Here is a 26,750-nt window from a genome sequence, read left to right as displayed (position 1 = left end):
ATTGTAACCCGTCTCCGGCAGTTGTGGCTAGAGTTAAAAACGCATGGCCAAGTCAACCATCACCCCGGTGCGTCGCCAGTACCTGGACATCAAGAGCCAGTATCCTGACACCATTGTCTTCTTCCGGCTGGGCGACTTCTACGAAACCTTCGATCAGGATGCCGAAGTCGCCGCCCGCGAACTTGACCTGGTGCTGACCAGCCGCCCGGTCTCCAAGCATCAGCGCGTTCCCATGGCGGGCATCCCCTACCATGCCGTGGAAAACTACGTGGCGCGGCTGATCGAAAAGGGGTATCACGTAGCCATCTGCGAACAAATGGGCACCACGCCGATCAACGGCCTCGTCCCACGGGAAGTCACCCGTGTGATCACGCCCGGCACGGTCATCGAACCGGGACTCCTGGCCGAGCGCCGCAACAACTACCTGCTGGCCGTGTATCCGGAACGGGACAAGCACGGCAGCTGGACACGCGCCGGGCTGGCCTACGTGGACATCACGACCGGCGAATTTGCCGCTACCCAGCTTGAAGGCGAGCAAACGCCGGTCAGCGTGATGGAGGAACTGGCTCGCCTGGCCCCGCGGGAGGTGATTTTCCCGCAAAGCTGGGCCGAGCGCGGCATCACCCTGCCGCCCGGCTCCCACCTGACGCCGTTCTCTGACTGGCACTTTGAAACCGGCAATGCCCGGCAGGCGCTGCTGAGTCATTTTGGCATACGCGATCTGCACGGCTTTGACCTGGAAAGCCGCCCGCTGGCCGTCAATGCTGCCGGCGCCATCCTGCAATACCTGGCCGATACCCAGCGCAATGCGCTCAGGCAACTGGCTACCCTGCGCGCCTACTCCACCGAGTCGTTCATGCTGCTTGACCGGGCCACGCGCCGTAACCTGGAACTGACCGAGACCATCCGCACGGGCGAGACCCAGGGCAGCCTGCTGGGTGTGCTGGACCGCACCGTCACCCCGATGGGTGGGCGACTGCTGCGGCGCTGGCTTGGCCAGCCGCTGCTTGATCTCAAGCAACTGGTTGCCCGGCAGGACGCCATCGAAGCCCTCTTTCAGCACGTCAGCATTCGCAATGAAGTCCTGGCGACACTCAAAGGCGTGGCCGATCTGGAGCGCCTGACCAATCGCGTCATCGGCGGCAACGCTGGCCCGCGCGATCTGGTGGCCCTACGGCAGAGCCTGGAAGCGATCCCCGCCCTCCGCGCCCTGATCGTCTCCCTGCCCGCGCTGGCCTCCCTGCATGATGCCCTGGACCCATCCGACGAGGTAGCGGATCTGATCAGGCGTGCCATCGCCGACGATCCCCCGGCCACCCTCAACACCATTGGCGTGATTCGTCCCGGCTATTCGCCAGAACTGGACGGCATCCACGCCTCCAGTCGGGATGCCAAAGCCTGGGTTGCCAGCCTCGAATCGGTCGAACGCGAACGCACCGGCATCAAGACGCTCAAGGTCGGCTTCAACAAAGTCTTTGGCTACTACATCGAGATCAGCAAGGCACAGAGCAAGAACGCCCCGTCAGAATACATCCGCAAGCAGACGCTGGTCAACAGCGAGCGCTATATCACGCCGGAACTCAAAGAATACGAATCGCTGATCCTCAATGCTGAGGAGCGCATCCTGGAGGTCGAATCCCGCCTGTTCCGGGAAGTGCTGCAGGTCGTCGCCAGCCACAGTGACCGCCTGCTGCGTACCGCCAATGCCCTGGCTCACCTGGATGTCTTCGCCGCGCTGGCTGAGGTCGCTGCCCGCGAAGGTTACACGCGCCCCACGCTCACCGAGGATGACGTACTGATCATTCGCCAGGGCCGCCACCCCGTGGTGGAAAAGCTGCTGCGGGAAGAGCGTTACGTCCCCAACGACGTGACCTTTGACGCCGACCAACGCCTGCTGATCATCACCGGGCCGAATATGTCCGGCAAGAGCACCTTCATCCGCCAGGTCGCTCTGATCACACTGATGGCCCAGATCGGCAGCTTTGTCCCGGCGGAAAGCGCCACGATCGGCCTGGTTGACCGCATCTTCACCCGCATCGGCGCCCAGGACGAAATCCACGCCGGGCAGAGCACCTTCATGGTGGAGATGGTGGAAACAGCGCGTATCCTTTCCGGTGGCACACGGCGCAGCCTGGTCATCCTTGACGAAGTCGGGCGCGGTACCAGCACCTACGATGGCATGGCCATTGCCCGCGCCGTGGTCGAGTACCTGCACAACAGTCCTCATCTGGGCTGTAAGACACTCTTCGCCACCCATTACCACGAACTGACCGAACTGGCTAACATCCTGCCCCGCGTCCGCAATTACAATGTGGCGGTGGCTGAAGAAGGGGATAACGTGGTCTTCCTGCACAAGGTATTGCCCGGCGGGGCCAACCGCTCCTATGGCATCCACGTCGCCAAGCTGGCCGGCATCCCCAAAGGCGTGATCAATCGCGCCAACGAAATTCTGGCCGAACTGGAGGAAGCCGGCAGCGACTTCACTATCAAGTCCCGGCAGCCCGGCGCGCCCACCCAGCTTAGCCTGTTTTCCATAGAACCACCGGAAGTCATCCGCATCCTGCGCGAACTGAAGATCGATGAGCTAACGCCACTGGACGCGATCACCAAACTCTACGAACTGAAGCGTCTGGCTACAGAGGAGAGCTAAACGGTATGCCAAAGTACAACTACATTTGCCATACCTGCGCCAACCGCTTCGAGGTCCGCCTTTCCTACGCCGAGGTGGATACCGCCCACCCTGTCTGCCCGGATTGCGGCAGCGCGGATTGCGAACGCGGATTGAGCCGGATCCACTTCATCACCGAGACAGGCGGCAACGGCCACAGCCATAGCGGCGGCTGTAGCGGCTGCGCTGGCGGCAGTTGCAGCACGTGCGCACACTGACGCCCGGCAGCAGGCGCGCCCGCCGTACGGCTTCCCGGCGGCATCCGCAAGCACCAAAGGGATACCAGCGATGGACGACCTGAAGCTTGTCACGTATTGCGGGCTGTACTGCCGGCTGTGCGCTCAGTGTGGACGCATTCCCCGGCAGGCACAGCGCCTGCGCGAGTCTATGGATCGGGAGGGGTATCCGTTCTGGGGCCAAGCGATTCCCGGCTTTGAGGCCTTCTGGCAGTTTCTGGCCGACCTGGCAGACGAAAGCCGGCAGTGCCTGGGTTGTCGCAGCGGCGCCTGTGGCAACCCCGATTGCGCGATTCGCCGCTGCGCCGTCGAACGCGGGATCACCGTCTGCCCGCTATGCGAAGATTACCCCTGCGAGCATATCAACACCCTGGCCGCCCGCTACCCTACCCTGATCGCTGACGGGTTGCGGCTGAAAGACCTCGGTCTGCACGCCTGGATCGCATATCAGGAGGCGCGTGCTGCCACAGGCTTTGCCTACTGCGACATTCGCTACGACTGATGCTGGCTAAGCACGACAACGGGGGGCGAGACGCTGCTCGCTCCCCGTTTCTCCAGCCGGGCACAGTGGATTCACCGCGCAACAGCCGCGACTTCCTCCGCCTCAGACTCGACTGCTGCGCCAGGCTGGTGCGCCTTCTCCGCCGCCAGGACCCGCTGTAGCGCCAGGATGCTGACCTCGAGCATATCCGGCGTCGGTTCGTTGGTCGTCAGTTTCTGCAATGCCAGGCTGGGTGCGACCAGCGCCCGGATCCAGCGCCGGTTCATCCGCGCCGCAGTGAACTTGATGTACTCATAGGCGATGCCCGCGATCACCGGAATCAGCAGCACGCGGGAAAGCAGCAACCAGACTAGCGGAGGGCGACCCAGCAGCGAGAAGACCAGCACGCTGATCACCGCTACCACCAGCAGGAACCCCGTCCCACAACGCGGATGCTCCAGCGGGAAGCGGGCCACGCTCTCCGGGGTGAGCGGTGCACCCGCTTCATAGGCGTTGATCGTCTTGTGTTCCGCGCCGTGATACTGAAAGATGCGGGCGATATCGGGCATCCGGCCAATGGCCCAGATGTAGCCGATGATCAGGAGCAGGCGGATGACTCCCTCCACAATATTGGTCAGCAGTTCGCTGTGTTCAAGGCCCAATACGCTTTCCAAGCCGCCCGCAGCAGCCGCCGGCAACAGGAAGAACAGCCCAATCCCGAACACCAGGGCGAAGAGCACCGTCCCGATGCCAAGCGGACCGCTGAAGCTCACATTGTCTTCCTCGCCCAGGGCAACATCTGCTGACCACATCAGCGCCCGTGTGCCCAGCCCCAGCGCATCCCACAGCAGCGTCATGCCCCGCAGAAACGGAATACGGCTGATCGGCCCACGATACAACGCCGCATTAACTGGCTGCTCATGAACGACGATCTCGCCCTTGGGGTTACGGACGGCCACGGCGACGCTGTGCGCCCCGCGCATCATCACCCCTTCCATCACCGCCTGCCCGCCATAGGAGAACTTGAGCGGTTTCTTCTCCATGGTAGCGCTGGGGGATAGTTCACTTTCCGCCGCCACCCCGCTGAAAAGCGTCGCCGCGCTGGCCACAAGGATTCGCCTGAAAGTCTGCTGCCATGCAAGCTTCTTCATCGTCCTCTACACTCTCTCACGCATTACATCCCGCGCCGAACACATTAATTCGCCGGTCGAATGTCCCGCACATTAAGCTGGGGCTTCAGGCGTCCGTTCCATTCATTCACCTCAAGATGATACGCCACATCCACCCGCCGAGGTAGGCTGTCCATCTGCTCACCACTGCGAAAGGCGATGGCGTCAATCCGGAAGCCCATCTCCCCCAGCGTCAGTTTGAGATGCGCACCATCCTTGCCCACCCGCCGCGCATCCAGCACCTGCACATTGCCCGTCATCAGAAGCGGCTGCGGATTGCGGTGTCCGAACGGCTCCAGCTGACCGAGCGCCTGCGCCAGTTCCAGCGTGATCTGCTCCATTGGCACTTCGGCGTCGATCATCAGGGCCGGGCGCAATTCCTGCCCGCGCAACTGTTGCTCCGCCAGATGGAACAACCGATCCTTGAGGTCAAACAGATTCTCCCGGCGGACGGAAAAGCCCGCCGCCTGGGAATGGCCGCCATGCCGGATCAGCAGGTCTGCACACGCATCCAGTGCCCGCACAATATCAAATTCCGGGATACTGCGGCATGACCCCCGGCACTCATCCTCGCCCACTTCAATGACCACTGCCGGGCGGTAGAATTCCTCGGCCAGCCGCCCAGCCACCAGCCCGACCAGCCCTGATGGAAACGACCGATCCGCGGCAAAGATCAGCGGCAGGTCGCCTTCCAGCTCTGTCAGCGCCAGTTCGCGGACCTTGATCTGGGCCAGGCGCGTTTCATCCTGGCGGCGTATATTCAGGGCGTTCAACTCCGCCGCCAGCGCCACCGCCTCGCTCAGATCGGACGTGGTCAGCAGCTCACAGGCCTGACTGGCGCTCTCCAGCCGGCCTGCAGCATTCAGGCGCGGCCCCAGGGCAAAGCCAATGCTGGTGGAGTTCACCTGGCCGGGACGCAATCCCGCCGCTTCGATCAGCGCATACAGGCCGGGACGCCGGGCGGTGTTGAGTACCTTCAGTCCACGCCGTACCAGCGCCCGGTTCAGCGGGCGATCCAGCGGCACCAGGTCGGCCACCGTACCAATCGCCACCAGATCCAGCAGGTCCTCGGCATCCAGGGCGACCGGCTCGTTCAGCTGGTGGGCGACCCGCAGCAACGCATCCGCCAGAAAGTATGCCACCCCGACCCCGGCCAGCATCTTCTCCGGAAACTGGCAGTCTTCCCGTTTGGGATCGATGACTGCCAGCGCAGCAGGCAGGATCGGCCCGACCGAATGATGATCGGTCACGATCATATCCAGCCCCAAAGAGACGCTGTCGGCCACCGCATCCAGATCGCGGATACCACAGTCGACGGTGATCACCAGCCGGAAGCCATCCTGCGCCAGCATACTCAGGGCCGTGGTGTTCAGGCCGTAGCCTTCTTCCACCCGGTGTGGGATGTACGGCTCGACGATCGCACCCAGAGCGCGCAGGGCTTGCACCAGCAACGCTGTCGCCGTCACACCATCGGTATCAAAATCGCCATATACGGCGATCGGCTCCTGATTGCGGATAGCCTGCCGGATGCGGGCTACCGCTTTGCTCATATCGGCCAGATCGAACGGATTGGCGTCAAGCGTTCCATCTCCCAGGAACTGCTGCGCCTCCGCCGCCGTGTTGATCCCCCGGTTGTAGAGCACCTGCGCCACCACCGGATGGAACTCGCCCAGCTGGCGCTGCACCGACGGCGGGATCACCGGCGAGATTCGCCAGCGTTTGGCCTGGGTCTGGTTCATCACAGAACCGATCATGCCTGCTCCAGTCATGAGAATACGGAGATTAGAGTAACACGTCCGCCACTGTCAGACAAACCTTGCCGCCCCTTCCTCGCTACGCTACGATACAGGAGCACCGACCTCTGCTTGTGGAGGAACGCCGATGACCCGTGTTGTTTTTATGGGTACGCCAGACTTCGCCGTGCCCGCGCTCCGCGCCCTGATCGAGGCCTCTGACTTCGAGGTGGTGGGCGTCGTCACTCAGCCCGATCGCCCTGCCGGTCGCGGCCAGGACCTGCGTCCTTCGCCGGTCAAGCTGGTGGCCCAAGTGGCAGGGGTGCCGGTCTTCCAGCCCCCCACACTACGCACCCCGGAAGCCTTCACCCACCTGGCAGGCTGGAAACCCGATCTGATCGTTGTGGCAGCCTTCGGGCAAATCCTGCGCCAGAACGTACTGGATCTCCCTCCCTATGGCTGCATCAACGTCCATGCCTCGTTGCTGCCCCGCTGGCGCGGCGCAGCGCCGATCCAGGCCGCCATCCGCGCCGGGGATACCGAGACCGGCATCACCATCATGCGCATGGACGCCGGGCTGGACACCGGTCCAATACTCGCCCAGCGAGCCATTCCGATCGGCCCGCGGGAGACTGGCCAGAGCCTGCATGATCGGCTGGCCACACTCGGCGGAGAACTGCTGCTGGAAACCCTGCCCGCTTACCTGGCCGGGACACTCACACCCCATCCGCAGCCAGATGACGAATCGCTGATCACCTATGCCGGACAGATCAAAAAAGAAGATGGCGCCATTGACTGGAACCAGAGTGCAGTAGCCATCGATCGGTTGGTACGCGCTTTTACTCCCTGGCCGGGAACTTTCACCCACTGGAACGGCCAACTGCTCAAGATCGTTGCCGGCCATCCGGCAGCCGGTGACACCGAGCCAGGGCGGGTTATCCCACGGGCAGAAGCATTCGCCATCGGCACGGGCGACGGACTATACGTGCCGGAGACAGTCCAGCTTGCGGGGAGGAAAGCCGTCAGCGCGACGGATTTTCTGCGCGGCAACAGCGCCATCCTCGGCGCGCGTCTGGGTTAGGCTGGAACCGGGATCGTCTGCAAAGCGTGCGGAACGATCAACAGGCGCGGTGCTGCCTGGCGCGCTCCGCACCACACCCGCGCCAGGGCAAAAGCCTCGTCCATCGTTGGCACTGGCGCCAGATGAGCATCCCTGGCCACGCCAGGATGCTCGGCGCCCACCACAATTACGCGGTAACGACGCAACAGCCGGGCGATCAGGTAGGCCCGCTGTTCACCCGGTTGGCAACCCTGCATCTCCATGCGGGCTGCCATACCTGCCAGATCGGCCTGTCCCCGCAGTGCCGTGATGAAATTCTGCTCGCCGGGACCCTGGCCTGCTCCCTCCGGGATAGGTGCAGGCAGGATGATCACCCCACCGGGACGGATAACCGGCCGGGCGCTCAAGCCCAGATAAGTCGCCGCCCGCGAGGCCTGATAGAGATTGACATCCTTGGGAGCGCCTACACCGGCCAGCACTACATCGTATGGCGCCTGAACCGGCAGTTCGTACAGCCGCCGCGCCTGACCGACCAGCGCATCGTGCACAGCGTCAGGCGGCCCGCTCAACTGGTTCACCACCCGGTAGTCCTGATCCAGAACGACGTTGTAGACCCACTGCGGCCCGGTCAGGCGTCCGGCTTGCCGGATGAAAACCTGAAAAGGGTTGCCATCCACCTGCCCCAGGCGAACCCCATCCCGCCCCAGAAAGCGCGGCCCGTGCGTCGCAGCGATGGTTTCGGCCCCACCACAGCCGATCACCACCGTCTTGGCCCCGCCAGAATAACCAGCGAACTGGTGCGGCTCCACCACGCCCAGCGCGATCGTCAGCGTTCCCGGCACAGTCAATCGCCGGTTGACCTGTACCGGGATTCCATCGATATCCCCGACGGTTGCAGCGTCAGCCGGGCGATGATCGACCACCTCATGCCGGTTGAGGATCGCCTCGCCCAGTTTCTCGCGCTTCTCCTCAGGCGTACTGGCCCGATGCATCCCCGTCGCACAGAGAAAGGACACACGCTCCAGTGGAAAACCCGCCACCCGCAGATCAGCCAGTGCACGCTCTGCCAGCACCCGGTCAGGGCCTGGCCGCGTAGCGTCGGTGAAGACAATGATCACCTGCCGCGCCCGGCGAACCAGCGCATCAAACATCTGGGGCGGTGCAACGGGCTGCGGCGGCGCTCCGGGCAGGCGGCCTGCCCCATCCGCCACATCTACCATCCACCCCTCCGGCGGCTGGATGGATAGCGTGCCACGGCCAAAAGGGACTTCGTAACGGGGCGAGGTCATGGAGCAAACGCATTTCCCAGGCCAGCTACCAGCCTGTCCATGGTATCGATCGGACTGGCACAATCCAGACGCAGGTACAGGCCCGCCCCAGGCGGATTAGCGTGGGCGTGACTGGCCAGCCGCAGTTGTTGACCGCACACGATGGCATACCCTCCGGCGACCGGGATGTGGCCGCTGACCAGAAAACGCTGCGGCGCGGGCGCCCCGGCTGACCAGACCCGCAGGTACTGCGTCAGCATATAGCCATATGCCTCGTCGCCATGCTCGCGCTCATTGCGGGTGAAGAAGGTATCCCACAGTAGATCAAAGCTGGAATCAGAGCGGTTGAGCACCAGGCTGCGCAACAGATGGTTGTAGCGGGGATCGTCAGGACCGCTGACTGCCAGGTAGTAGCGAGCCGCTTCGTCGTACGACTTGCCGCTGGTCTGCTCATAGTAGTCCCGCAACACAGCCAGGTCCTGCGCCGCCAGCACCCGATCAACGCGATCCAGCAACGCCCGGTGATCGAATGCGATCAGCCGGTTGTAGTTGCCGGGCATGGCTGCCAGTGGGGACGCCCCGCAGTGATTGATCAGGACTCCCGCCGCTGTACGCACCACAAACGGCAGCTGATCAAGAAACGCCATCACCTGCTCGCGGACGGCAGCCCCCGCCGCACTCAGCGCTGCTTCAAAGCCCGGCGTGTAGTCAACCTCCCCCCGACTGAGCGTCAGGCTGTACAGGTGGGGCAACTCATGGTTGCCCAGCAGTAAGATCACCGCCTCAGCGCCATAAGCCTCCTGCAGGCGGATCACGTCCAGGAGCATCTCCAGGCTACGGTCAGGGCGGGCTGAGCCGTTGTTATGGATCAGATCGCCGCACAAAATCAGTCGGTCCACCTGTCCGGCAGCGCGGAGGGCCAGGAAACGATCGCGATAGGCTTCATACGCTTCACCGTTACCGTGCAGGTCAGTCACGACCATGGCCACGCCGTCAGTCAGATCAACCACACGCCGGGTCAACAGGCGCACTCCTTCTCAGGTCAGCCTTGGCAAGAACAGGGAGCGTCGCGCAACCGCGAACGCTCCCTATGATAGCACAATCTGCCTGCCAACCAGGGGTGAATATCCCCGCTGCGCAGCCTCCGCTAGCCAATCAGGTCGGCCACCGCCGCCTTTTCCTCAAGCAATTCCTGCCAGGAAAGCTGTAGCTTCTGGCGGGCATACGCGCTCAGTTCCAGCCCCTGCACGATCTCGTATTCGCCGCCGCCCCGGGAACGCAACGGGTACGAGAACACCAGCCCCTCCGGAACGCCATAGCTGCCATCGGAGACAACTGCCGCGCTGAACCAGTCCCCCGCCGGTGTGGGGTGCAACAGGCTATGGACGGTGTCAATCGCAGCGTTAGCGGCGCTGGCAGCGCTGCTCTTGCCCCGCGCGTCGATAATCGCCTTACCGCGCTGCTGGTTTGTCTTCAGGAAATCGTTTTCCAGCCACTGCCGGTCGGGGATGACTTCCAGCAATGGGCGTCCGTTAACGCGCGCCATTTCAAAGTTGGGGAACTGTGTATCGCTGTGGTTGCCCCACACCGCCATATTGGTCACCGCACCGACAGAAACACCCGCTTTGGCGGCAATCTGAGCCTTGGCGCGGTTTTCATCCAGGCGAGTCATGGCAAACCAGCGATCAGCGGGAATATCCGGCGCGTTGCGGTGAGCCACCAGCGCGTTGGTGTTGCACGGGTTGGCCACCACCAGCACACGGATGTTGCGCGCCGCGTAGTCATTGATAGCGCGGCCCTGTTCCACAAAGATTCGGCCGTTTGCTGAGATCAGGTCGGCGCGGTTCATCCCGGCGGTGCGTGGCTTGCCGCCAGTCAACAGCGCCCAGTTCGCATCCCTGAAGCCGACTCTCGGATCGTCGGTCAGGATGACATCCTGCAACAGCGGGAAAGCGCAGTCATCCAGTTCCATCCGGACACCCTTGAGCGCACCCATCGCTTCCGGGATTTCGATGATCTGCAGGATGACCGGCTGGTCGGGGCCAAAGGTCTCCCCGGAAGCGATCCGGAACAACAGGCTGTAAGCGATCTGGCCAGCGCCGCCGGTGACGGCTACACGAATCGGGTTCTTCACAACCGAAATCTCCTTCTGCTGAACAGGTAAGCGCCCTGTAAAGACATCACAGTCTGACCATTTAGATGCACAATCATGCCCCGGGGTCACCTGTGATTGAGTTTACAGATAAAGTATATCATCTCACTCCAATTCTGCGTTAACCGTCATGGCGACTCTGACCGCCATCACGCGATGAACGTCGTCCCTGACCGGTCCGGTTGCAGCGCCGCTGGCAGGTGGGCCACATCGCCCATCAGCAGCACCTCTGCCCTGCCAGCAGGCGACACTGCGATCACCGTCCGCGAGGCATTACCAGGCGGATGCCCGCCCTGCCAGAGATCATAATGCTCCAGGATGGCCCGCAGCGGACCGCCATGAGTGACCAGCAAGACATGCTCCCCGCCGTGCCGGGCCAGCACATCCGCCAACGCCGCCAGCACGCGGTTTGCTAGCATCTGGTGACTCTCCCCGCCGGGGATCGCCACGCCGTCCGGATCGGCTCGATAGGCTGCGTAAGCCTCCGGATCCCAGCGAGCAGCCTCTTCCCGCGTGAGACCCTGCCAGTGCCCGTAATCCGCCTCGCGCAGGCGAGGATCGAACTGGACGGGTAGACCCAGCGCTGCCGCAATCGGCGCCGCGGTTTGCCGGCAGCGCAGCAGATCGCTGCTGTAGATGGCCTGAATCGGCCTGCTCACCGGGTCGCCCATCGGGTCACCTGGCGCTAACGCCTGCGCTAAGTGTTCCGCCTGAAGGCGTCCCCGCTCGCTTAACGGCACCGGCGCCAGACCCTGGTAGCGCCCCAGCCCATTCCATTCGGTATGCCCATGACGCACCAGCGTTAAGATGGTGTCCGCGCCACTGCTCACCAGTTACACTCCTTGAACCGGTGGATATGCTCATTTACAGCAAAACGCGCCCATTATAGCCCGGAATATGCTATCCTTGGCGGCAAACAGCGCGGTGATTTCCAGTCTTCTTCCCGCCAGCATCCCGCTGTTCGAGCCGCAGCATGAAGGGTTGTCCTGGCAAAAGTTATGTCACGGATTCCTGAACCGGAACTGATCGGCGATACGCTCTCCGCCAGCCTGTACTGTATTGCCGAGGCCACGCTTCTGGTCGTGGGGGTAGCGCCCGCCTGGCCGGAACTGGTCTTGCTGCGCCCTGCCGGACCGCTGACCGTCCGTTATGCCCTGCCCTACCTGCACCGTGAAGCCTCGATTGTGCCCGGTCTGTTCGCCTCGGAATATGGGGCGATGCTGGTGGGTCGGGAAGCCTGGGACTATGCCCTGGCGCACAGCAATCTGCATCCCCGCGCCGATCTGGTGGGCATTGGAATCGACGGCCAACCCGCCCAGGTGATGCTCCGCGAGCTGGACTTCGGGCGCGGTGTAGAAGTGTGGGCCTATGCGTCGGTGGCAGATCGCCTGCCCCTGGCCCCGCTGACCGCGTGCTGGGTTAGTCCGGAGGCCCCACCGTTGCCTGAGCTGCTGGCTGCCTACCTGCCACGCTGGTCAGTTCCACCCGGCCAGGAGCAGTGAACTCTGCCTGCCCGGTGGATCACCGCCATTCCGCCCGTCCGGTGCAGTCGACATGAGGACTGCCCTGCGCTACAATCGCGTTCTACCGTCCGAAACGGGAGAACCAGCAACGATGGCCGCATCAGACTCTGCCACTGCCACCCTGCACTTCCGCCACCAGACCTTTGAAGTGCCCGCCGGCATGAGCGCCCGTGACGCTATTCTCAGGTGCCGCCTGAACCCGGAGATGGTTCTGATCGTCCGGGAGGGCGAGCTACTTACCGATGATGTTCAGCTTCAGCCCGGCGACCGGATCAGGCTCGTCGCGGTGATTTCCGGCGGCTGACCACGCCGTAGACATGCCGGACAATCAACACAGGAGACAACCACTGCCATGAAATGCCGCAAGTGCAGCGCCCGCGCCGTCATCAACATGCGGCAGCACAAACTGGCCCTGTGCAAGACCCACTTCGTCACCTGGATGCAGGAACAGACGGAGCGGTCCATTCACCACTACCGGATGTTCACCCGTGACGAACGGGTACTGGTCGCTGTTTCCGGCGGCAAAGACAGCCTGGCGTTGTGGGACATCCTCCTGGCGCTGGGCTACCGCGCCGATGGGCTGTACATCAGCCTCGGCATCGATGAGGGAACTGCCTATTCTGAGGCATCGTATGCGTATGTCCGCGCCTTTGCCGCGCGCCACCCCGAAGCCGTCCTGCACACCGTGGATGTCGCCGCTGTATACGGCGCATCAATCCCTGAGGCCGCGCAGGTCTTTCATCGTGGCAAGCCATGCTCAAGCTGTGGCCTCGCCAAGCGGCACATCATGAATCGCGTCGCCGGTGATGAAGGCTATCCCGTGCTAGCCACCGGCCATAATCTGGACGACGAAGCCGCCACCCTGCTGGGCAATACGCTCTCCTGGTCGGTGGAATACCTGCGTCGACAGGGACCGGTGCTCCCTCCCGGCGAAGCCGGCCTGGTGCGTAAGGTCAAGCCGCTCTGCCGTTTTTACGAACGGGAGACGGCTGCGTACGCTCTGCTGCGCGGCATTGACTACATCTATGAGGAATGCCCATTCGCAGCAGATGCAACCAGCTTGCGCTACAAAGAACTGCTTAACGCCCTGGAACAGGATAGCCCCGGTTCCAAGCTCCGCTTTTATCTGAACTTCCTGCGGGCGCGGGAGCAGCACCCGGATTTCCTGCCGGAAGAAGAAGGACTGACGCTGCGCGCCTGCCCGACCTGCGGCCAGGCCACCACCAACAATGGCGACTGTACATTCTGCCGGATGTGGGATCGCGTCCGCATGCTCAAAGCTCAGGAGGCTGCAACGACCCCGGCATGACCGACTCTGAATCCTATCCGCCACTGCCCGCTGACGACGACATAGAAGCTGCCCATCGCGCCGAAAGCGCCCTGGACGTTGTTCCGCCCGGCCACCGGTCCGGTTTCGTCGCGGTCATCGGTCGCCCGAATGTGGGCAAATCCACCCTGATCAACCAGATTCTGGGGCAGAAGATCGCCATCGTCTCCCCGCGCCCACAAACGACTCGCGTCCGCCAACTGGGCATCCTGACCACCGATGAGGCCCAGATCGTGTTTGTGGACACCCCTGGCCTGCATAAGCCACGCCACGAACTGGGGCGCTTCATGGTGGAAACCGCCCAGCAGGCGCTGGTGGACGCCGATGTGATCCTGCTGATCGTGGAGGCGAATCTGCCCCCCGGCCCCGGTGATATCATGATCGCCCGGCAGCTCCGCGACGCTGCCTCAAAAGCGCCGATCGTCCTGGCCATCAACAAGATCGACCTGACCCCGCCGGACAAGTTGCAGGCTCACGTGGACGCTTACCTGGCGCTGGTCTCGCCCGTCGATTGGGTCGCCATCAGTGCCCTGCACGGCGCTGGCGTCGACGATCTGCGGAAACGCCTGATCGCCCTCCTGCCGGAAGGACCGCGCTACTACCCGCCAGATCAGGTCACTGAGACCTATACCCGCCACATCGCCGCGGAGATGATCCGCGAGCAGGTACTCTTGAATACCCATGACGAGGTTCCGCACGCTGTTGCCGTGGAGATCAACGAGTTCAAAGAGCGCGAGAACAATGTGATCTACATTGCGGCCACCATCTATATCGAGCGTGAATCGCAAAAGTCCATCATCATTGGCAAGGGCGGCCAGATGCTTAAGCGCATTGGCGCCGCCGCCCGCCGCGAAATCGAAGGGCTGACGGAGAGCCGCGTATTCCTGGAACTGTGGGTGAAGGTCCTGCCCAACTGGCGACAGGATGAAGCGCTGCTCAAACGGCTGGGCTACCGCATCCGCTGAAGGCGCCCGGCTTCCTCAGGCAAACACGGGAGGTTCATCGGCGCAACACCTCGAACATCTGTACGTATGCATGTGTAGCACTGCCGTCTCCATCCCCGCGCTTAATGTCCGATACCATCATTCTGGCGAGGTAGCGTACAACACCGCCATGACCACCATTTCCCCTTCCTCACGCACACGGGCCGCCATACTTGACCGTCTGTACCGGCAACTGCAACACCTCGATGATCAGTCCCTGGCCGAGCTAGATGCTCTGGTTGCTTCCGGTGGCGGCTTCGAGTTTGTTGATGAAGCGACAGTCGCGCCCGAAAAACTGAGCAGACGTGCATTCCTGCTATGGTTTCTGGCAGGTGGCGTGATCACCGCTACCGGCGGCGCAGCCTTGCTACTGGCCGGGAATCCATCGGGAGCAGCCAAACCGGCGATTCCGACCGCTGTGTTGCACGGCGACGCCATCACGGGAACACTTACTGCACCGCAAGCGGACACCGACCCTGGCAGCCTCCAGGCGGAGTTGGCCGCCCTGCGCTCAGAACGGATCGGGTTGCGCGCCCAGCTTGAGACGCTCCGCACCGATCTGGAGTCCAGCCGCGCAGAACTGGAAACAGCCCTCGTTGATCTGGAGACCACACGCGCCGACAATGCCGCCCTTGCCGCCGATCTGCAGGCGCGCACCAATGATATCGCCTACTTGCAGCAGGTCATCACCCTGTACCAGCAGATGGAAGCGGCAGAGCTGGACGACCGGGTGATGGCCGGCCTCACGCCCCTCAACCTGGCTCTGCTCGCCCTCGGGACTGCGCGCGGCTTACTGCAGGCGGGTGTGAATCAGGCGGCGGGCCTGCTGGCTGGAATCGAGCTGCAGGCGCCAGTTATCGCTGAGGGCCTGCTATGGCTGGAAACGCAGATCAACCAGCTGGCTGCCACCCTGCAGGCATTTGAAGATACGTTGAGCGGGCTGGTGGAACCGGTCAAGCCTGTTGCCCAGCAGATCGGGGATTTCATCGGCCAGGTGCTGGATATCCTGCCTTTTGGCGTGGGGCAGAATATCCGCGCCGGGCTGGAAGCTATCGGCCTGATCCTGACACACATCCCGGAGCTGGTGGGGAGCATCAACACGATGCTGATCACCCCACTGCGGCAATGGATCAGCGTCGACAGCGACAAGGGCCTGGTTGCTGAAGTCGTCAATCCGATCAGCGCTAACCTGATCGCCCCGGCTCAGACCATGGTTGACCATACCACAGCGTTGGAGACGGCATTCCATGACCGTCTCAAGACCCCGGTCGAGGAAGCGCTAGCCGTCCGCGCTGAATTGCGGCAAACACTCTACCGCCTGACCGGTGTTTCCTGAACTGAAGATCGCCTTTTCCGGCATCCGTACTGGGCTGGGCCAAGATCGGCGCTGCCTCGTGAACGCCAGCGGTGACCCGGACGCCATCTGCTGCAGCCTAGCGCTGTTCCTGCGCCATGAGCGGTTCCAGGATCGCCCGCCCGCTGACGACGTCGTGTTGAATCTGTTCAACCAGGTCGGCCACGCTGTTGAAGCGCTGCTCAGCACGGAGCCGCCGGACAAACGCGAGTTCCAGCGTCTCCCCGTAAATGTCCCGGTCAAAGTCCAGCAGGTGAGCTTCGACCTTCATCTGCGCCCCATCAAAGGTTGGCTGGATGCCGAGGTTAGCCACCGCCATCAGCCGTTCGCCGCGCCAGTAAGCCCAGCCAGCATAGACGCCATTGGCGGGCAGCAGTTGCTCCTCCCACACGCGCAGATTAGCGGTAGGAAAACCGATGGTACGACCGCGACGATCGCCGACGACCACCTCACCGGCGATGCGATAGGGGCGACCCAGCCAGGCTGCCGCCTGCTCAACATGCCCGGCGGCCAGCGCCTCGCGGATGCTGGAACTGCTGATCACACTTCCGCCGGTGGTCAGGCGCAGTTCCACGGTCTCGACAGTAAAGCCGCGCACCGCCCCCTGCGCCCGCAGGAACGGCACATTGCCCTCGCGCCTGTACCCCAGGGCAAAGTCAGGCCCCACCCATAGCACCGCCATCTTGAGGTGCGCACACAATTGCTCCACAAAATCGGCGGCGCGAATCTGGCTGATCTCCCGGTTGAAAGCATGGGTGATAACCAGGTCAACCCCCATATCCAGCAACAGCCTGGCCCTGACTTCCGGGCTGGTCAGGTAGTAGCGGCCGGTTACCCCCCTAAGGACTACATCCGGATGTGGGAAGAAGGTCAGCACAACGCTGGTTCGATTGCTTTCCCGCGCCTCCTGTACCAACTGCCGGACCAGCCGCTGATGGCCCAGATGTACACCATCAAACACGCCAATAGTGACAATCGACGGCGTCGTCAGGTTAATATCCTTCAGCGAGTAGATATGCCCGCTCACGCGCCCGCTCCTCCGCCCATCGAAAGCAAAGCCCTCGATCCACTCATCGTTCGGGGCACGATACTACAACCCGATCAGCCCCCAGGCGGGAAGACCTTTACAGGCTGCCAGCGGCCTTCCATCGCCCTCAAGATCGCCAGCAGTTCCCCCGCCGGTCCGCGAGCGCCGGCTTCACCCGCTGCCTCCGGCGGGGCCGGAATAGCGCCGCCGTGCTGAATCCGCCGGGCTTCGTCTGCCGTCAGTTGCACGATCGGCAGACCGGCCAGCGCTCGTTCCGGTGGCAACAGGTACTGCTGCCAGATTCCGGCGTCAACAGCTTCCTCAAATGCTGCCAACGGGATTGCTTCCGCAAGGTGAAAGCTGCCACTGGCCAGCCGGACAAGCCCGGCCAGATGCCCCCCTACCCCCAGCGCAACACCCAGATCGTGGGCTAGGCTGCGGATATACGTCCCCGGGGAGCAGGTAACCTCCAGCGTCACTTCCGGTGGCATCCACGCAACCAGCCGGATGGCGCTGATGGTCACCCGGCGCGGCTGGCGCGGGACTTCCCGGCCCTGCCGGGCCAGATCGTACAGCCGCTGGCCTTCCTGCTGGATGGCGCTATACATCGGCGGTATCTGTAGAATCTCGCCCTGGAACTGCTCCAGCGCCTCAGCGATGCAATGAGCACTCAGATCGCCCAGGGGGCGCTCCTCAACAATCCGCCCTTCGCGGTCGTAGGTGTCGGTGCTGACCCCCAGCCGCACGCGGGCAAGGTACTGCTTGGGCGAGCGCATGGCGTACTCACTCAGGCGCGTAGCCTGCCCCAGGCAGATGATCAGCACGCCTTCAGCCAGCGGATCGAGGGTGCCGGCATGCCCCACCTGCCTGATGCGCGTCAGGCGGCGGATGCGCGCCACCACATCATGGCTGGTCGGGCCAACCGGCTTATGGATGTTGAGCAAACCCGAAACACGCTCAGGGGACAACCGGCGCTCCTTCACGAGCGGCCTCCCGCAACAGCGCCAGCGTCCGCGCCACCGCTTCCTCCAGCGGTCCGTCAATCGTGCAACCGGCAGCCAGGGCATGCCCGCCGCCGCCCAGCCGGGCAGCGACCGTAGCGACATCATAGCCAGGCACAGCCCGGAACCCGATCTCAACTTTTCCGTCATCCTTCTCACGGAAGACAGCGGCGATCCTGGCCCGATCTGCCGAGATCAGCAGGCTGACCAGCCCACCATCCCGTGCATCATTGTAGTTGAGCGCCTGGCGGGTCGGCCGGTCAATGGCCACCCACAGGATGCCCTCCTCCTCAAGGCGCATACGGGGTAACACTGCCGCCCACAGGCCAAGCGCCTCAAACGACATGCGCATCACTGTGCGCTGGGTGATTTCGCTGTAGGGGGCGCCTGCTTCGATCAGGCGCTGGGCCTTACCAAACACCGCCGCGCTGACGTTATCCGTGCGGAAGCACAGGGTGTCAGTCACAATACCGGTCAGCAGACAGGTGGCGATCTGCCGGTCCGGCGCAACTCCCAGCCGATCCAGCCAGTCCAGCACACCTTCGGCGGAAGCCACCGTTGCCGGATCGACCAGGTTCGCGTCTCCAAAGCGGGTATTGGTAATGTGGTGATCGAGATTGATCAGCGGCGCGCCCGCTGCCCGCGCCGCCTCGCCAGCCTTACCCATCCGGCCAGGATCGCCACAATCCACGGCAATGACCAGATCGGGCTGTACATCACCAAGGGCAGCACGCACCTCCTCCGCCCCCGGCAGGAAAGTGAATTCCGGCGGGACCCCCTCGTCAACCGCCGGGACAACCCGCTTGCCCAGCCGGCGCAATGCCCACATCAGCCCCAGCAGCGACCCGATCGCGTCGCCATCCGGCCCAACATGGGTGACGATCACGATATACTGCGCCTGGCTCAGCAGCGCCGCCGCTTTATCCCATTCCATCATCATCTAGGAGATCCTCAAGGTCGAGATCGTCATCGGCGACGGGGACATCTCCCGGCGGAATTTCCAGGCCATCCAGCAAGCGGTTGATCCGCTCCCCGTGCTCCAGGTTCAGGTCCCAGTGAAACTGCAGATCGGGCGCGGTCCGCAGACGTACGCGGGCAGCCAGCTCCCGCCGCAGGAAGCCCTTGGCCCGGTCAAGACCGGCCATGACTTCCTGGCGGCGGGATTCCTCACCCATGGCGTTGACATAGACATCGGCCATCTGCAGTTCGCGATCCAGCATCACCCGCGTGACCGTGACGTTCTTCAACCGGGCATCGCGGACTTCAAGCTGCAGCAATCCGCTCAGGATGTCGCGGATGCGATCCTCCATGCGCTTCTGCTTGACTGACATAGCTGCTTGCCTCAGTTCACTCGCTGGCGAACGGTGAACTCGATCACATCCCCTTCCTGAAAGGCATCAAAGCCGGAAAGGCCAACACCGCATTCAAAGCCAGCCCGAACTTCCCGAACATCTTCGTCGAAGCGCCGCAGCGAGCTAACCGTGCCATTTTCGTAAATGATTTGGCCCTTACGCTTGACGCGAGCCTGAGCATTGCGCCGGGCCTCGCCCTCACGGATATAGCAGCCGGCGACCTTCCCGCTGCGCGGCACTTTGAACACAGCGCGCACCTCCGCCGTGCCGATGACTACATCCTCATACACCGGCTCCAGCATGCCTTTCAGCGCCAGTTCCACATCCTCGATCATCTTGTAGATCACATCGTAGGTGCGAATGTCGATGCCGTTGCTTTCCGCCAGCGCCTGCGCCGCCGGGTCAACGCGCACGTTAAAGCCCAGGACAATTGCGCCGGAGGCAATCGCCAGCATGATGTCGCTTTCGGTGATGTTGCCCACTTCAGCATGCAGAATATGCACACCGATATCGCTGACATTCAGGTCCTCAAGCGAGTTGACGATCGGCTCCAGCGAACCGGCTACGTCAACCTTGACAATCAGGTTCAGTTCCTTGACATCCCCGGCCTGGAACTGGGCAAAAATCTCATCCAGGGAGAGGGTCTGCGGGCCGCGCCGCGAAGCAGCTTCGGCCTTCTGCTTGCGCTCCGCCACAATAGCGCGTGCTTCTTTCTCCTTGGCGACCACGGTGAAGGTATCGCCCGGTTCGGGCGCTTCGCTCAGACCGGTAACCGTGACCGGCTGGGAAGGTTCGGCCTGCTTGACCGGCGCGCCATACTCATCAAACATGGCGCGGATACGCCCATAGCTCATCCCGGCGACAACGATATCGCCCTGCTTGAGCGTACCGTTCTGCACCAGCAGGGTCGCCACCGGCCCGCGGCTGCGATCCAGCCTGCCTTCCAGCACGGTTCCCGCCGCCGGTGCGGTCGGATCAGCGACAATTTCCGTTTCGTCCGCTACGAGCAGGATGGCTTCCAGCAGATCCTCCAGGCCGATCTTTTCCTTGGCGGAAACCGGCACCACCAGCACGTTCCCACCCCATTCATCAGGGACCAGGCCAATATCTGCCAGCTGACGCTTGACTCGCTCCGGGTTGGCGTTAGGGCGGTCGATCTTGTTGAGAGCCACCACGACCGGGACATGGGCCGCCTGCACATGGGCCAGCGCTTCCTTCGTCGTGGGCATAACGCCATCATCGGCGGCGACTACCAGGACGGCAATGTCAGCTCCCTGAGCGCCACGAGCACGCATCGCCGTGAAAGCCTCATGGCCGGGGGTATCCAGGAAGGTGATCTTCCGCCCGTTATGTTCGACCTGATACGCGCCAATATGCTGGGTAATGCCGCCCGCTTCGTTTTCCTGAACATGAGACTGCCGGATCACATCCAGCAACGATGTCTTGCCATGGTCCACATGGCCCAGGATGGTCACGACTGGCGGGCGAGGCCTCAGACTTTCCGGAGATTGATTATCGTAGAAGTGCCGCCACTTGGGCAGTTCGGCCTGCTCAACTTCTTTGGCGACGGGGGTAACGGGACGAGCCTCATGCCCCATTTCCTCGACCACAATCGCCGCCGTATCGTAGTCAATCTGCTGGTTAATCGAGGCCATGATCCCGTTGCTGATGAGCAGTTTCATCACATCGATCGGGCTGGCTCCGATCAGTTCAGCCAGATCGCGCACGCTCAGATACTCGGGGATTTCGAAGATTTGTTTCTCTTTAGCCATAAGCACCTCCATGCCTACTGCTCAGGCAATAGATGGCTGGCTTACAGCGACCCGTTCACATAGGCATTCTCTTGTGCCTCGCTGTAGACACGCCAACATCCATTCCCAGGATTCATGTATTTCCGTTGCTGGCCGGGCACGGGCGCTGTTCACGCAACCGCGCCCGATCAGTGTCTGTCAATTCGGCACGCAGGGCGCGATCCAGCACATGCGTCTTGAATGCCTGTTCCCAGCACTGATCCTCATGGCACAGGTAAGCACCACGCCCGGCCCGCTTGCCCGTCGGGTCCACGATCACTCCTTCGTCAGGCGTACGGACAATCCGCACCAGAGCGCGTTTGTCCAGCGTACGCCGGCACACCACACAGGTGCGCTGGGGGATGTGGCGGGGGCGGCCAGGCCCCCGCTGCTTACGGTTTGGCTCCTGCCGCGCCATGATGATACCCTGCCGCTAGATTTCGTCCTCAAAGTCATCAAAGAAGGACGAGCGCCGGCGGCTGCCCTTGCGCTTGCGCCGCGCCACCATCTTGCCGGTCTCTTCATCGAAGATCAGCTCGCGCTTGGCGCCCTTACCCTTCTTGCTCTTCTTACCGGCTGGCTGGAAGCGCGGGAGTTCCTCTTCCTCTTCCGGCTCAAAGACAGGTCGCCGCGGCACATACGGGGCAACCGGCTCGAACTCCGGCTCCAGGTCGACCACAGGCTTCGGCGCTACTACCGGGCGCGCCTCCACCGGAGTCTCTTCTTCCAGTTCCGGTTCGAGAATGGCCGGCAATACTTCCTCTTCCCCCGCAGCTTCAGCCATCGCTGGCTCAGCAGCTGGCGCCTCAACTTCAACTGGCTCAACCAGCGTAGTTTCCGCCTCCGTCGCTGCTTCCGCAACTTCAGCCGTCACCTCAGGCTCAGCAACCGGCGCAGGGATAACCAGCCTGTCCAGCGCGCGCTTGACCACTGCCAGCGCGTCCTCATCGTCTTCCTGAGCGCGCTTCAGTGCCTTACGAACGCGATCCTCGTCGACAATCAGATACAGCATCACTTCACCGGCCGTCTCAAACCGCGTAGCCAGCGCCCGCACCAGCGGGGCCGGAATATCCAGGTCTGTAACTGGCACCTGGAACGCGCCTTCCGGCAGCGTGGCCCGCACGGCCTGCAGATGGTCTTGATGACGCTTGTTCACTGCACGGCGCTCGTTGAGCAGCACGCTCTCAACCTGGCGAGCGTACTGGGCCAGAGTCTGGAATTCCTCCGGCATCACCGGGCGGTTAGCCTCTCGCTTTTCCATGATCCGTCGCACTTCGGCCAGCAGATCGGCATGTTCGCGGTTGAACGCTGCCAGCGCCGGCGACTCCGTGTTCTGAAGCGCCGAGGTCACAGACTCGGTCACACTCTTGATGTCAATGCGCCAGCCGGTTAGCTTGGCGGCCAGGCGAGCATTCTGGCCCTCGCGTCCGATCGCTAGCGAAAGCTGATCATCCGGCACAATCACCGTGGCCGTGCCCATCCCGCCGCGGCTGCCACTGTCCGCATATTCGTCCAGGAAAACGCCTGCTACCCGCGCCGGGCTGAGCGCTTTGGTGATGAAGGTCGCCGGGTCCGGACTCCATTCAATCACGTCGATCTTTTCTTCGCTCAGCTCCCGCACGATGTTCTGGATGCGGATGCCGCGCATCCCCACGCAAGCGCCTACCGGATCGACGCCTTCCTGCAGCGCCGCAACAGCGACTTTGGAACGATAACCGGCCTCACGGGCGATATTCTTGATCTCCACCTGGCCGTTGAAGATTTCCGGCACTTCGTACTCCAGCAGGCGGCGCAGCATGTTGCGATGGCTGCGGCTGAGGATGATCTGCGGCCCGCGATTGCCCGGCTTGACTTCCAACAGAATGGCCCGCACCTTGTCATGAGGCTTGTAAGTCTCTTTGGGGATCATGTGCGCGCGTGGCAGCAATGCCTCGGCGCGCCCCAGGCTGACAGTCAGGCCCTGTGGCGTCACACTCTGCACCGTGCCGGAGATCAGATCGCCCTGCCGTTCAATATATTCCTCATAGAGCGTCTTGCGTTCCGCTTCACGAATCTTCTGCAGGATGATCTGTTTGGCGGTCTGCGCCGCGATACGACCAAACTTGCGGGTGGTATCCTCGAACGGCACCATGATCGTATCGCCAATGGTGACGTTCGGGTTGATCTCTCTGGCCGCTTCCAGGGTGATCTCAGTGCGCGGGTCCTGTACCGACTGCACCACCTCTTTTTCCACCAGGATGACGACCCTGCCGTTCGTCATATCAATCTCGGCGTCCACATTCTGGCCGCCTACACTGACATCGCGCCGGTATGCTGTGACCAGCGCGGAACGCAGCGCTTCCAAGATGATCTCGCGCGGCAGCGCCCGCTCATCAACGATCTCGTTAATTGCCAGGACAAACTCGTTTTTCATCCTGCTCTCTACTCCGGCTTGCCCCACATGGGGAGGCCAAGCGCTCTACTGGTTAGACGGTCGTGATCTGTAACCGCATATAACACAAAAAGTGGGGGCTTCCCACTTTTTGCAAAGAGGATCTACTACCAATAGTATACCACGCGCGCCCTGAGCTTGGCAAGGTCAAATGCGCACAACGCAGGGCGATTGCATCAAATTTGTTCCAGTAACCGTTCAAGGAAGGTGATATCAAGGCCGGCCTTGAAGCGTTTGGTGCGGATACTCCCCTTGGAAGAGTCCTTTTTGATAATGTTGAGCGCCAGTTTCGCAAGATCGCCATGTTGTGGGCGGCGTGCCCGAGGCGGACCCGGGCATTGTCCTCTCTGAAGATGACGTCCAGGACCCAGTGAAGACTATTTTCAACCGCCCAGTGGAAGCGCGTGGCATCCAGGAGGGGTTCAGCCTCAGCGGGCAAGCTGCTGATGTAGTAGGCCGTGTTGAGCTCGGTCTTGTCTGGAAGTCGTCGCTCACGTTGCACCCGTATAATGGTCTGCAAATCAGTCCAACCCTCATAATTGCGGAGGTATTCGAAGGCCAGGGGGTCACTGATGGCCCAGCACCGCCGAATTTCGATGCGTCCATGGCCTTTATTGATGGTTTCGGCATAGCTGTGTGGCATCTGAGCGAATTGCACGTTGTCCGCATGCGCGAACCAGTCTTGAATGTCCTGGTGCAAGTGCCCCTGATTGTCTTTGACCCGCAGCACGTAGTCGGCCTTTTCATCGCGAATCGCCTGGGCGATCTTGGTTTGAGCACCCATCGCATCGACCGTGACAATACAGCCCGCCACTTTCAACTGGCGTAGCAGCGGCGGAATCGCCGTGATTTCATTCGATTTCGCGTCTGTCTTCCACTGCCCCAAGGCAATGCCGTTGTGCGTGGCCCACGCATTGACCATATGGATGGCGTCTTTGCCGAGGCTTCGGTTATGGCTGCGCCGTGCTGTCTTGCCGTCAATCGCAATGACTTGACCTCTACTCACCCGAAAGACCCCTTCCACCCAGCGCATGAACGCCGTCTGAAATGCCTCAGCATCCAACGCCGCGAAAAAGCGCCCGAACGTGTCGTGCGACGGTATCCCATGCGGCAGGTCGAGAAAAGTGTGCAACCATTCTTGCTTCGCTTTACCGAAGCTCTCCACATCCACCCAGCTCTCCGCTCCCGCAATAACGGCGCACACCGTTATCACGATGATATCGATGAGCTTGTGATCGCAACGCCCCCCACTCGGGGATCGGGCAGGTCCCGAAAACTGATGAGTAAGCTGATCGGGTTTTCGTCTGACATAGTGCCTCCTGGTTAGAGGCATCCTATTATTCCCTATCAGCACTTTTGATGCGATTGCCCTGCGCACAACGTTCATTCTCCCCCGACCAGACGCACAATAGCCGCTGCTGCCCCCACTACCGGAATATCGAATCGTTCTTCGCTATGTCGCCATTTGCCTTCCAGCACATCGCGCTCCAGAGCGCGCTGGCTGACCGTCACCCGCAGCGGAGCGCCAACCAAATCGGCGTCAGCGAATTTGACGCCGGGGCGCTCATCCCGGTCATCCAGCAGGACATTCAGCCCGGCCCGCTTCAGTTCCGCATACAGCGCCCGCCCCTGCTCATGATAAAGTGGTTCCTTGCCCAGCGTAACAATCTCCACGGCAAAAGGTGCTACGCTGCGCGGCCAGACAATACCCGCCGCGTCATGATGGGCCTCGATGATGGCTGCGATCAACCGCTCCAGCATCAGACCGTAATATCCCATCAACACCGGCTGCGCCTGTCCCCCTTCAGTCAGGAATCGCACCCCTAGTCTCTCGCTCAGCCGCCCGGCCGGCTTGCGGCAATACCCAACGACAATGGCCTGTTCAACGTGTAAAGCACCCGCGCCACATTGTCCACAGGTTGCGCCATCCGCCACAGCAGCAATGTCGGCCAGCAGGGTCACGACAAAGTCCCGCGGGTAGTTGACGCCGGTCAGATGAAAGCCCGCCTCATTGGCTCCAGCCACAAAGTTGACGCCCGCCTGCACAGAGATATCGGCCACCACGGTCACACCGTCCGGCTGATCCGTCGTCCGTACCGCCAGCCCGACCGGAGAGGCATAGCCCGGCTCCGCGCCCACAGCGCGGATTTCCGCTTCGGTTGCCGCCCGCAACGTCCCCCCGCCCAGCGCCTGGATCAGCTTGGCCTCACTGACTTCCAGATCGCCCCGCAGAAGAACGAACACCAGTTCGGTTTCGTCCCGGATGAAAAAGACGGCCTTCAGCGTCTGATGGGTCTCCACACCGAGGAAGTGGGCTACATCCTCAATTGTCTTGCAATCCGGCGTGGAGACTTTCGCCAGCACCTCAGGCGTCCCGGAGGGGCCAGCCGGCAAGCGAGCCTGGGCGATCTCCACCCGCGCCGTATAGCCGCACCGATCACAACGGGCGACCGCCTCTTCCCCCTGCGGATGAAGTATGGCGAACTCGTGGCCGCCGGGCGCCTCCACCAACAGCGGATGCAGCCCCACGCGGGCAAACACCCGTTGCCAGGCGGCAAGAACACGGTCATACGCCGTGTCAAGCTCGGCGGGAGTCCGCCCCAGGCTGTACGCTTCCGCCACCGTGAACTCACGCAGGCCAATCAAGCCGCCACGCGGACGGGCAATATCCTGGTATTGGCTGCGGATCTGGTAGACCAGCCGGGGCAGATCGCGGTAGCTCTCGATCTCATGCGCCATCATTGCGGCCAGCGCCTCCTGAAAGTCCGCCGCCAGCACGTAGTGGCGACCGTCACGGTTCTGGCACTTCAGCAGCACTTCGTTCAAGCCCGGCTGCCAGCGCCCGCTTTCCTGCAGCAATTCCACTGGCAACAACCCCGGCAGCAGCATCTCCTGCCCGTTCAGAGCAGCCAGTTCAGCTCGCACGATTGCTTCCACCCGGCGCAATACCCACAGGCCCAGCGGCAGCCAGGCGTAGATGCCACCCCCCAGCGGCCTGATCAACCCGGCGCGAAGGGCCAACCGATGGCTGGTCAGTTCTGCATCTGCCGGCGCCTCGCGCAGGGTACGACCGAATAGCTCCTGAAAGCGCATCTTGCCCCTCCCCCCTCCCCCAGCGGTCACCAAAGGGATGGTAACAGGATTCTACGACCCCAACAATGGGCAAAGCTGCCCCACCCGCGGCATAATCAGGCT

The 26,750-nt window shown here is 62.4% G+C and carries 23 protein-coding genes and 1 pseudogene; 9 read left to right on the top strand and 15 right to left on the bottom strand.

Features of this window, described 5'->3' with window-relative positions; genetic code table 11:
• Positions 1-43 precede the first annotated feature (43 nt).
• The 3 genes from mutS to HPY64_15320 all read left to right on the top strand — a co-directional run bounded on the left by mutS (position 44) and on the right by HPY64_15320 (position 3,406).
• A complete protein-coding gene (gene mutS / locus HPY64_15330; protein ID NPV68514.1) occupies positions 44-2,650 on the top strand; it encodes a DNA mismatch repair protein MutS in 2,607 nt (868 codons plus the stop codon).
• A gap of 5 nt (positions 2,651-2,655) precedes the next feature.
• Positions 2,656-2,886, top strand: a complete 231-nt coding sequence (locus HPY64_15325) for a zinc ribbon domain-containing protein (GenBank protein ID NPV68513.1) — start codon at positions 2,656-2,658, stop codon at positions 2,884-2,886.
• A gap of 70 nt (positions 2,887-2,956) precedes the next feature.
• The gene (locus tag HPY64_15320; GenBank protein NPV68512.1) at positions 2,957-3,406 is read left to right on the top strand and encodes a DUF3795 domain-containing protein; all 450 of its coding nucleotides are present in this window, start codon (positions 2,957-2,959) and stop codon (positions 3,404-3,406) included.
• A 71-nt stretch (positions 3,407-3,477) separates the two neighbouring features.
• On the opposite strand, the gene HPY64_15315 is transcribed toward HPY64_15320, so the two are convergent.
• Both HPY64_15315 and recJ read right to left on the bottom strand, forming a co-directional pair.
• On the bottom strand, positions 3,478-4,428 hold the full coding sequence (locus HPY64_15315) for a DUF1385 domain-containing protein (GenBank protein ID NPV68511.1): 951 nt from the start codon (positions 4,426-4,428) through the stop codon (positions 3,478-3,480).
• 152 nt (positions 4,429-4,580) lie between these two features.
• Complete coding sequence (gene recJ, locus HPY64_15310) at positions 4,581-6,308, bottom strand: single-stranded-DNA-specific exonuclease RecJ (GenBank protein ID NPV68510.1); 1,728 nt, start codon at positions 6,306-6,308, stop codon at positions 4,581-4,583.
• A gap of 127 nt (positions 6,309-6,435) precedes the next feature.
• Between recJ and HPY64_15305 the strand changes: the two genes are divergently transcribed.
• On the top strand, positions 6,436-7,368 hold the full coding sequence (locus tag HPY64_15305) for a methionyl-tRNA formyltransferase (GenBank protein ID NPV68509.1): 933 nt from the start codon (positions 6,436-6,438) through the stop codon (positions 7,366-7,368).
• Here the strand turns inward: HPY64_15305 and HPY64_15300 are convergent.
• From HPY64_15300 to HPY64_15285, 4 genes are all read right to left on the bottom strand, one after another.
• Positions 7,365-8,636: a DUF2088 domain-containing protein gene (locus tag HPY64_15300; GenBank protein ID NPV68508.1), complete on the bottom strand. Its 1,272-nt coding sequence runs from the start codon at positions 8,634-8,636 to the stop codon at positions 7,365-7,367. The two genes, HPY64_15305 and HPY64_15300, sit on opposite strands and share 4 nt — an antisense overlap.
• A complete protein-coding gene (locus HPY64_15295; protein NPV68507.1) occupies positions 8,633-9,637 on the bottom strand; it encodes a metallophosphoesterase in 1,005 nt (334 codons plus the stop codon). Before HPY64_15295 ends, HPY64_15300 begins: the two co-directional genes overlap by 4 nt.
• A 125-nt stretch (positions 9,638-9,762) precedes the next feature.
• Positions 9,763-10,749 carry a malate dehydrogenase gene (locus HPY64_15290; protein ID NPV68506.1) on the bottom strand — a complete coding sequence of 329 codons (987 nt, stop codon included), beginning with the start codon at positions 10,747-10,749 and terminating at the stop codon, positions 9,763-9,765.
• 167 nt (positions 10,750-10,916) lie between these two features.
• Positions 10,917-11,597, bottom strand: a complete 681-nt coding sequence (locus HPY64_15285) for a histidine phosphatase family protein (protein NPV68505.1) — start codon at positions 11,595-11,597, stop codon at positions 10,917-10,919.
• 168 nt (positions 11,598-11,765) lie between these two features.
• Here HPY64_15285 and HPY64_15280 point away from each other — a divergent pair, with 168 nt between their 5' ends.
• The 5 genes from HPY64_15280 (at position 11,766) to HPY64_15260 (ending at position 15,936) form a co-directional block, all read left to right on the top strand.
• Positions 11,766-12,269: a hypothetical protein gene (locus HPY64_15280; GenBank protein ID NPV68504.1), complete on the top strand. Its 504-nt coding sequence runs from the start codon at positions 11,766-11,768 to the stop codon at positions 12,267-12,269.
• A gap of 112 nt (positions 12,270-12,381) precedes the next feature.
• Positions 12,382-12,594: a MoaD/ThiS family protein gene (locus HPY64_15275; protein ID NPV68503.1), complete on the top strand. Its 213-nt coding sequence runs from the start codon at positions 12,382-12,384 to the stop codon at positions 12,592-12,594.
• Positions 12,595-12,642: 48 nt separating this feature from the next.
• A complete protein-coding gene (locus HPY64_15270) occupies positions 12,643-13,599 on the top strand; it encodes an adenine nucleotide alpha hydrolase family protein (protein NPV68502.1) in 957 nt (318 codons plus the stop codon).
• A complete protein-coding gene (era, locus tag HPY64_15265; GenBank protein ID NPV68501.1) occupies positions 13,596-14,582 on the top strand; it encodes a GTPase Era in 987 nt (328 codons plus the stop codon). Before HPY64_15270 ends, era begins: the two co-directional genes overlap by 4 nt.
• Positions 14,583-14,730: 148 nt before the next feature.
• Complete coding sequence (locus tag HPY64_15260) at positions 14,731-15,936, top strand: hypothetical protein (protein ID NPV68500.1); 1,206 nt, start codon at positions 14,731-14,733, stop codon at positions 15,934-15,936.
• A gap of 97 nt (positions 15,937-16,033) precedes the next feature.
• Here the strand turns inward: HPY64_15260 and HPY64_15255 are convergent, their stop codons facing one another.
• The 9 genes and pseudogenes from HPY64_15255 to proS all read right to left on the bottom strand — a co-directional run bounded on the left by HPY64_15255 (position 16,034) and on the right by proS (position 26,648).
• On the bottom strand, positions 16,034-16,981 hold the full coding sequence (locus tag HPY64_15255) for a bifunctional riboflavin kinase/FAD synthetase (GenBank protein NPV68499.1): 948 nt from the start codon (positions 16,979-16,981) through the stop codon (positions 16,034-16,036).
• Positions 16,982-17,055: 74 nt separating this feature from the next.
• Entirely contained in the window at positions 17,056-18,048 is a 993-nt protein-coding gene (gene truB / locus HPY64_15250) for a tRNA pseudouridine(55) synthase TruB (GenBank protein ID NPV68498.1), read from the bottom strand.
• A complete protein-coding gene (locus HPY64_15245) occupies positions 17,939-18,922 on the bottom strand; it encodes a bifunctional oligoribonuclease/PAP phosphatase NrnA (GenBank protein NPV68497.1) in 984 nt (327 codons plus the stop codon). The genes truB and HPY64_15245 overlap by 110 nt, the downstream gene beginning before the upstream one ends.
• On the bottom strand, positions 18,903-19,313 hold the full coding sequence (rbfA, locus tag HPY64_15240; GenBank protein ID NPV68496.1) for a 30S ribosome-binding factor RbfA: 411 nt from the start codon (positions 19,311-19,313) through the stop codon (positions 18,903-18,905). Before rbfA ends, HPY64_15245 begins: the two co-directional genes overlap by 20 nt.
• Before the next feature lie 11 nt (positions 19,314-19,324).
• Positions 19,325-21,106 carry a translation initiation factor IF-2 gene (gene infB / locus HPY64_15235; protein ID NPV68495.1) on the bottom strand — a complete coding sequence of 594 codons (1,782 nt, stop codon included), beginning with the start codon at positions 21,104-21,106 and terminating at the stop codon, positions 19,325-19,327.
• A 112-nt stretch (positions 21,107-21,218) separates the two neighbouring features.
• Positions 21,219-21,542 carry a YlxR family protein gene (locus HPY64_15230; GenBank protein ID NPV68494.1) on the bottom strand — a complete coding sequence of 108 codons (324 nt, stop codon included), beginning with the start codon at positions 21,540-21,542 and terminating at the stop codon, positions 21,219-21,221.
• A gap of 15 nt (positions 21,543-21,557) precedes the next feature.
• Positions 21,558-23,537, bottom strand: coding sequence for a transcription termination/antitermination protein NusA (gene nusA / locus HPY64_15225; protein ID NPV68493.1), 1,980 nt, complete (start codon positions 23,535-23,537; stop codon positions 21,558-21,560).
• A gap of 194 nt (positions 23,538-23,731) precedes the next feature.
• Positions 23,732-24,866 (bottom strand): annotated as a pseudogene (locus HPY64_15220) (ISAs1 family transposase).
• A 72-nt stretch (positions 24,867-24,938) separates the two neighbouring features.
• Positions 24,939-26,648, bottom strand: a complete 1,710-nt coding sequence (gene proS, locus HPY64_15215; GenBank protein ID NPV68492.1) for a proline--tRNA ligase — start codon at positions 26,646-26,648, stop codon at positions 24,939-24,941.
• Between the last annotated feature and the right edge of the window lie 102 nt (positions 26,649-26,750).

The sequence above is a fragment of the Anaerolineae bacterium genome, assembly GCA_013178165.1.
Taxonomy (GTDB): Bacteria; Chloroflexota; Anaerolineae; order Aggregatilineales; family Ch27; genus Ch27.
This window is presented reverse-complemented; position numbering and strand designations above follow the sequence as displayed.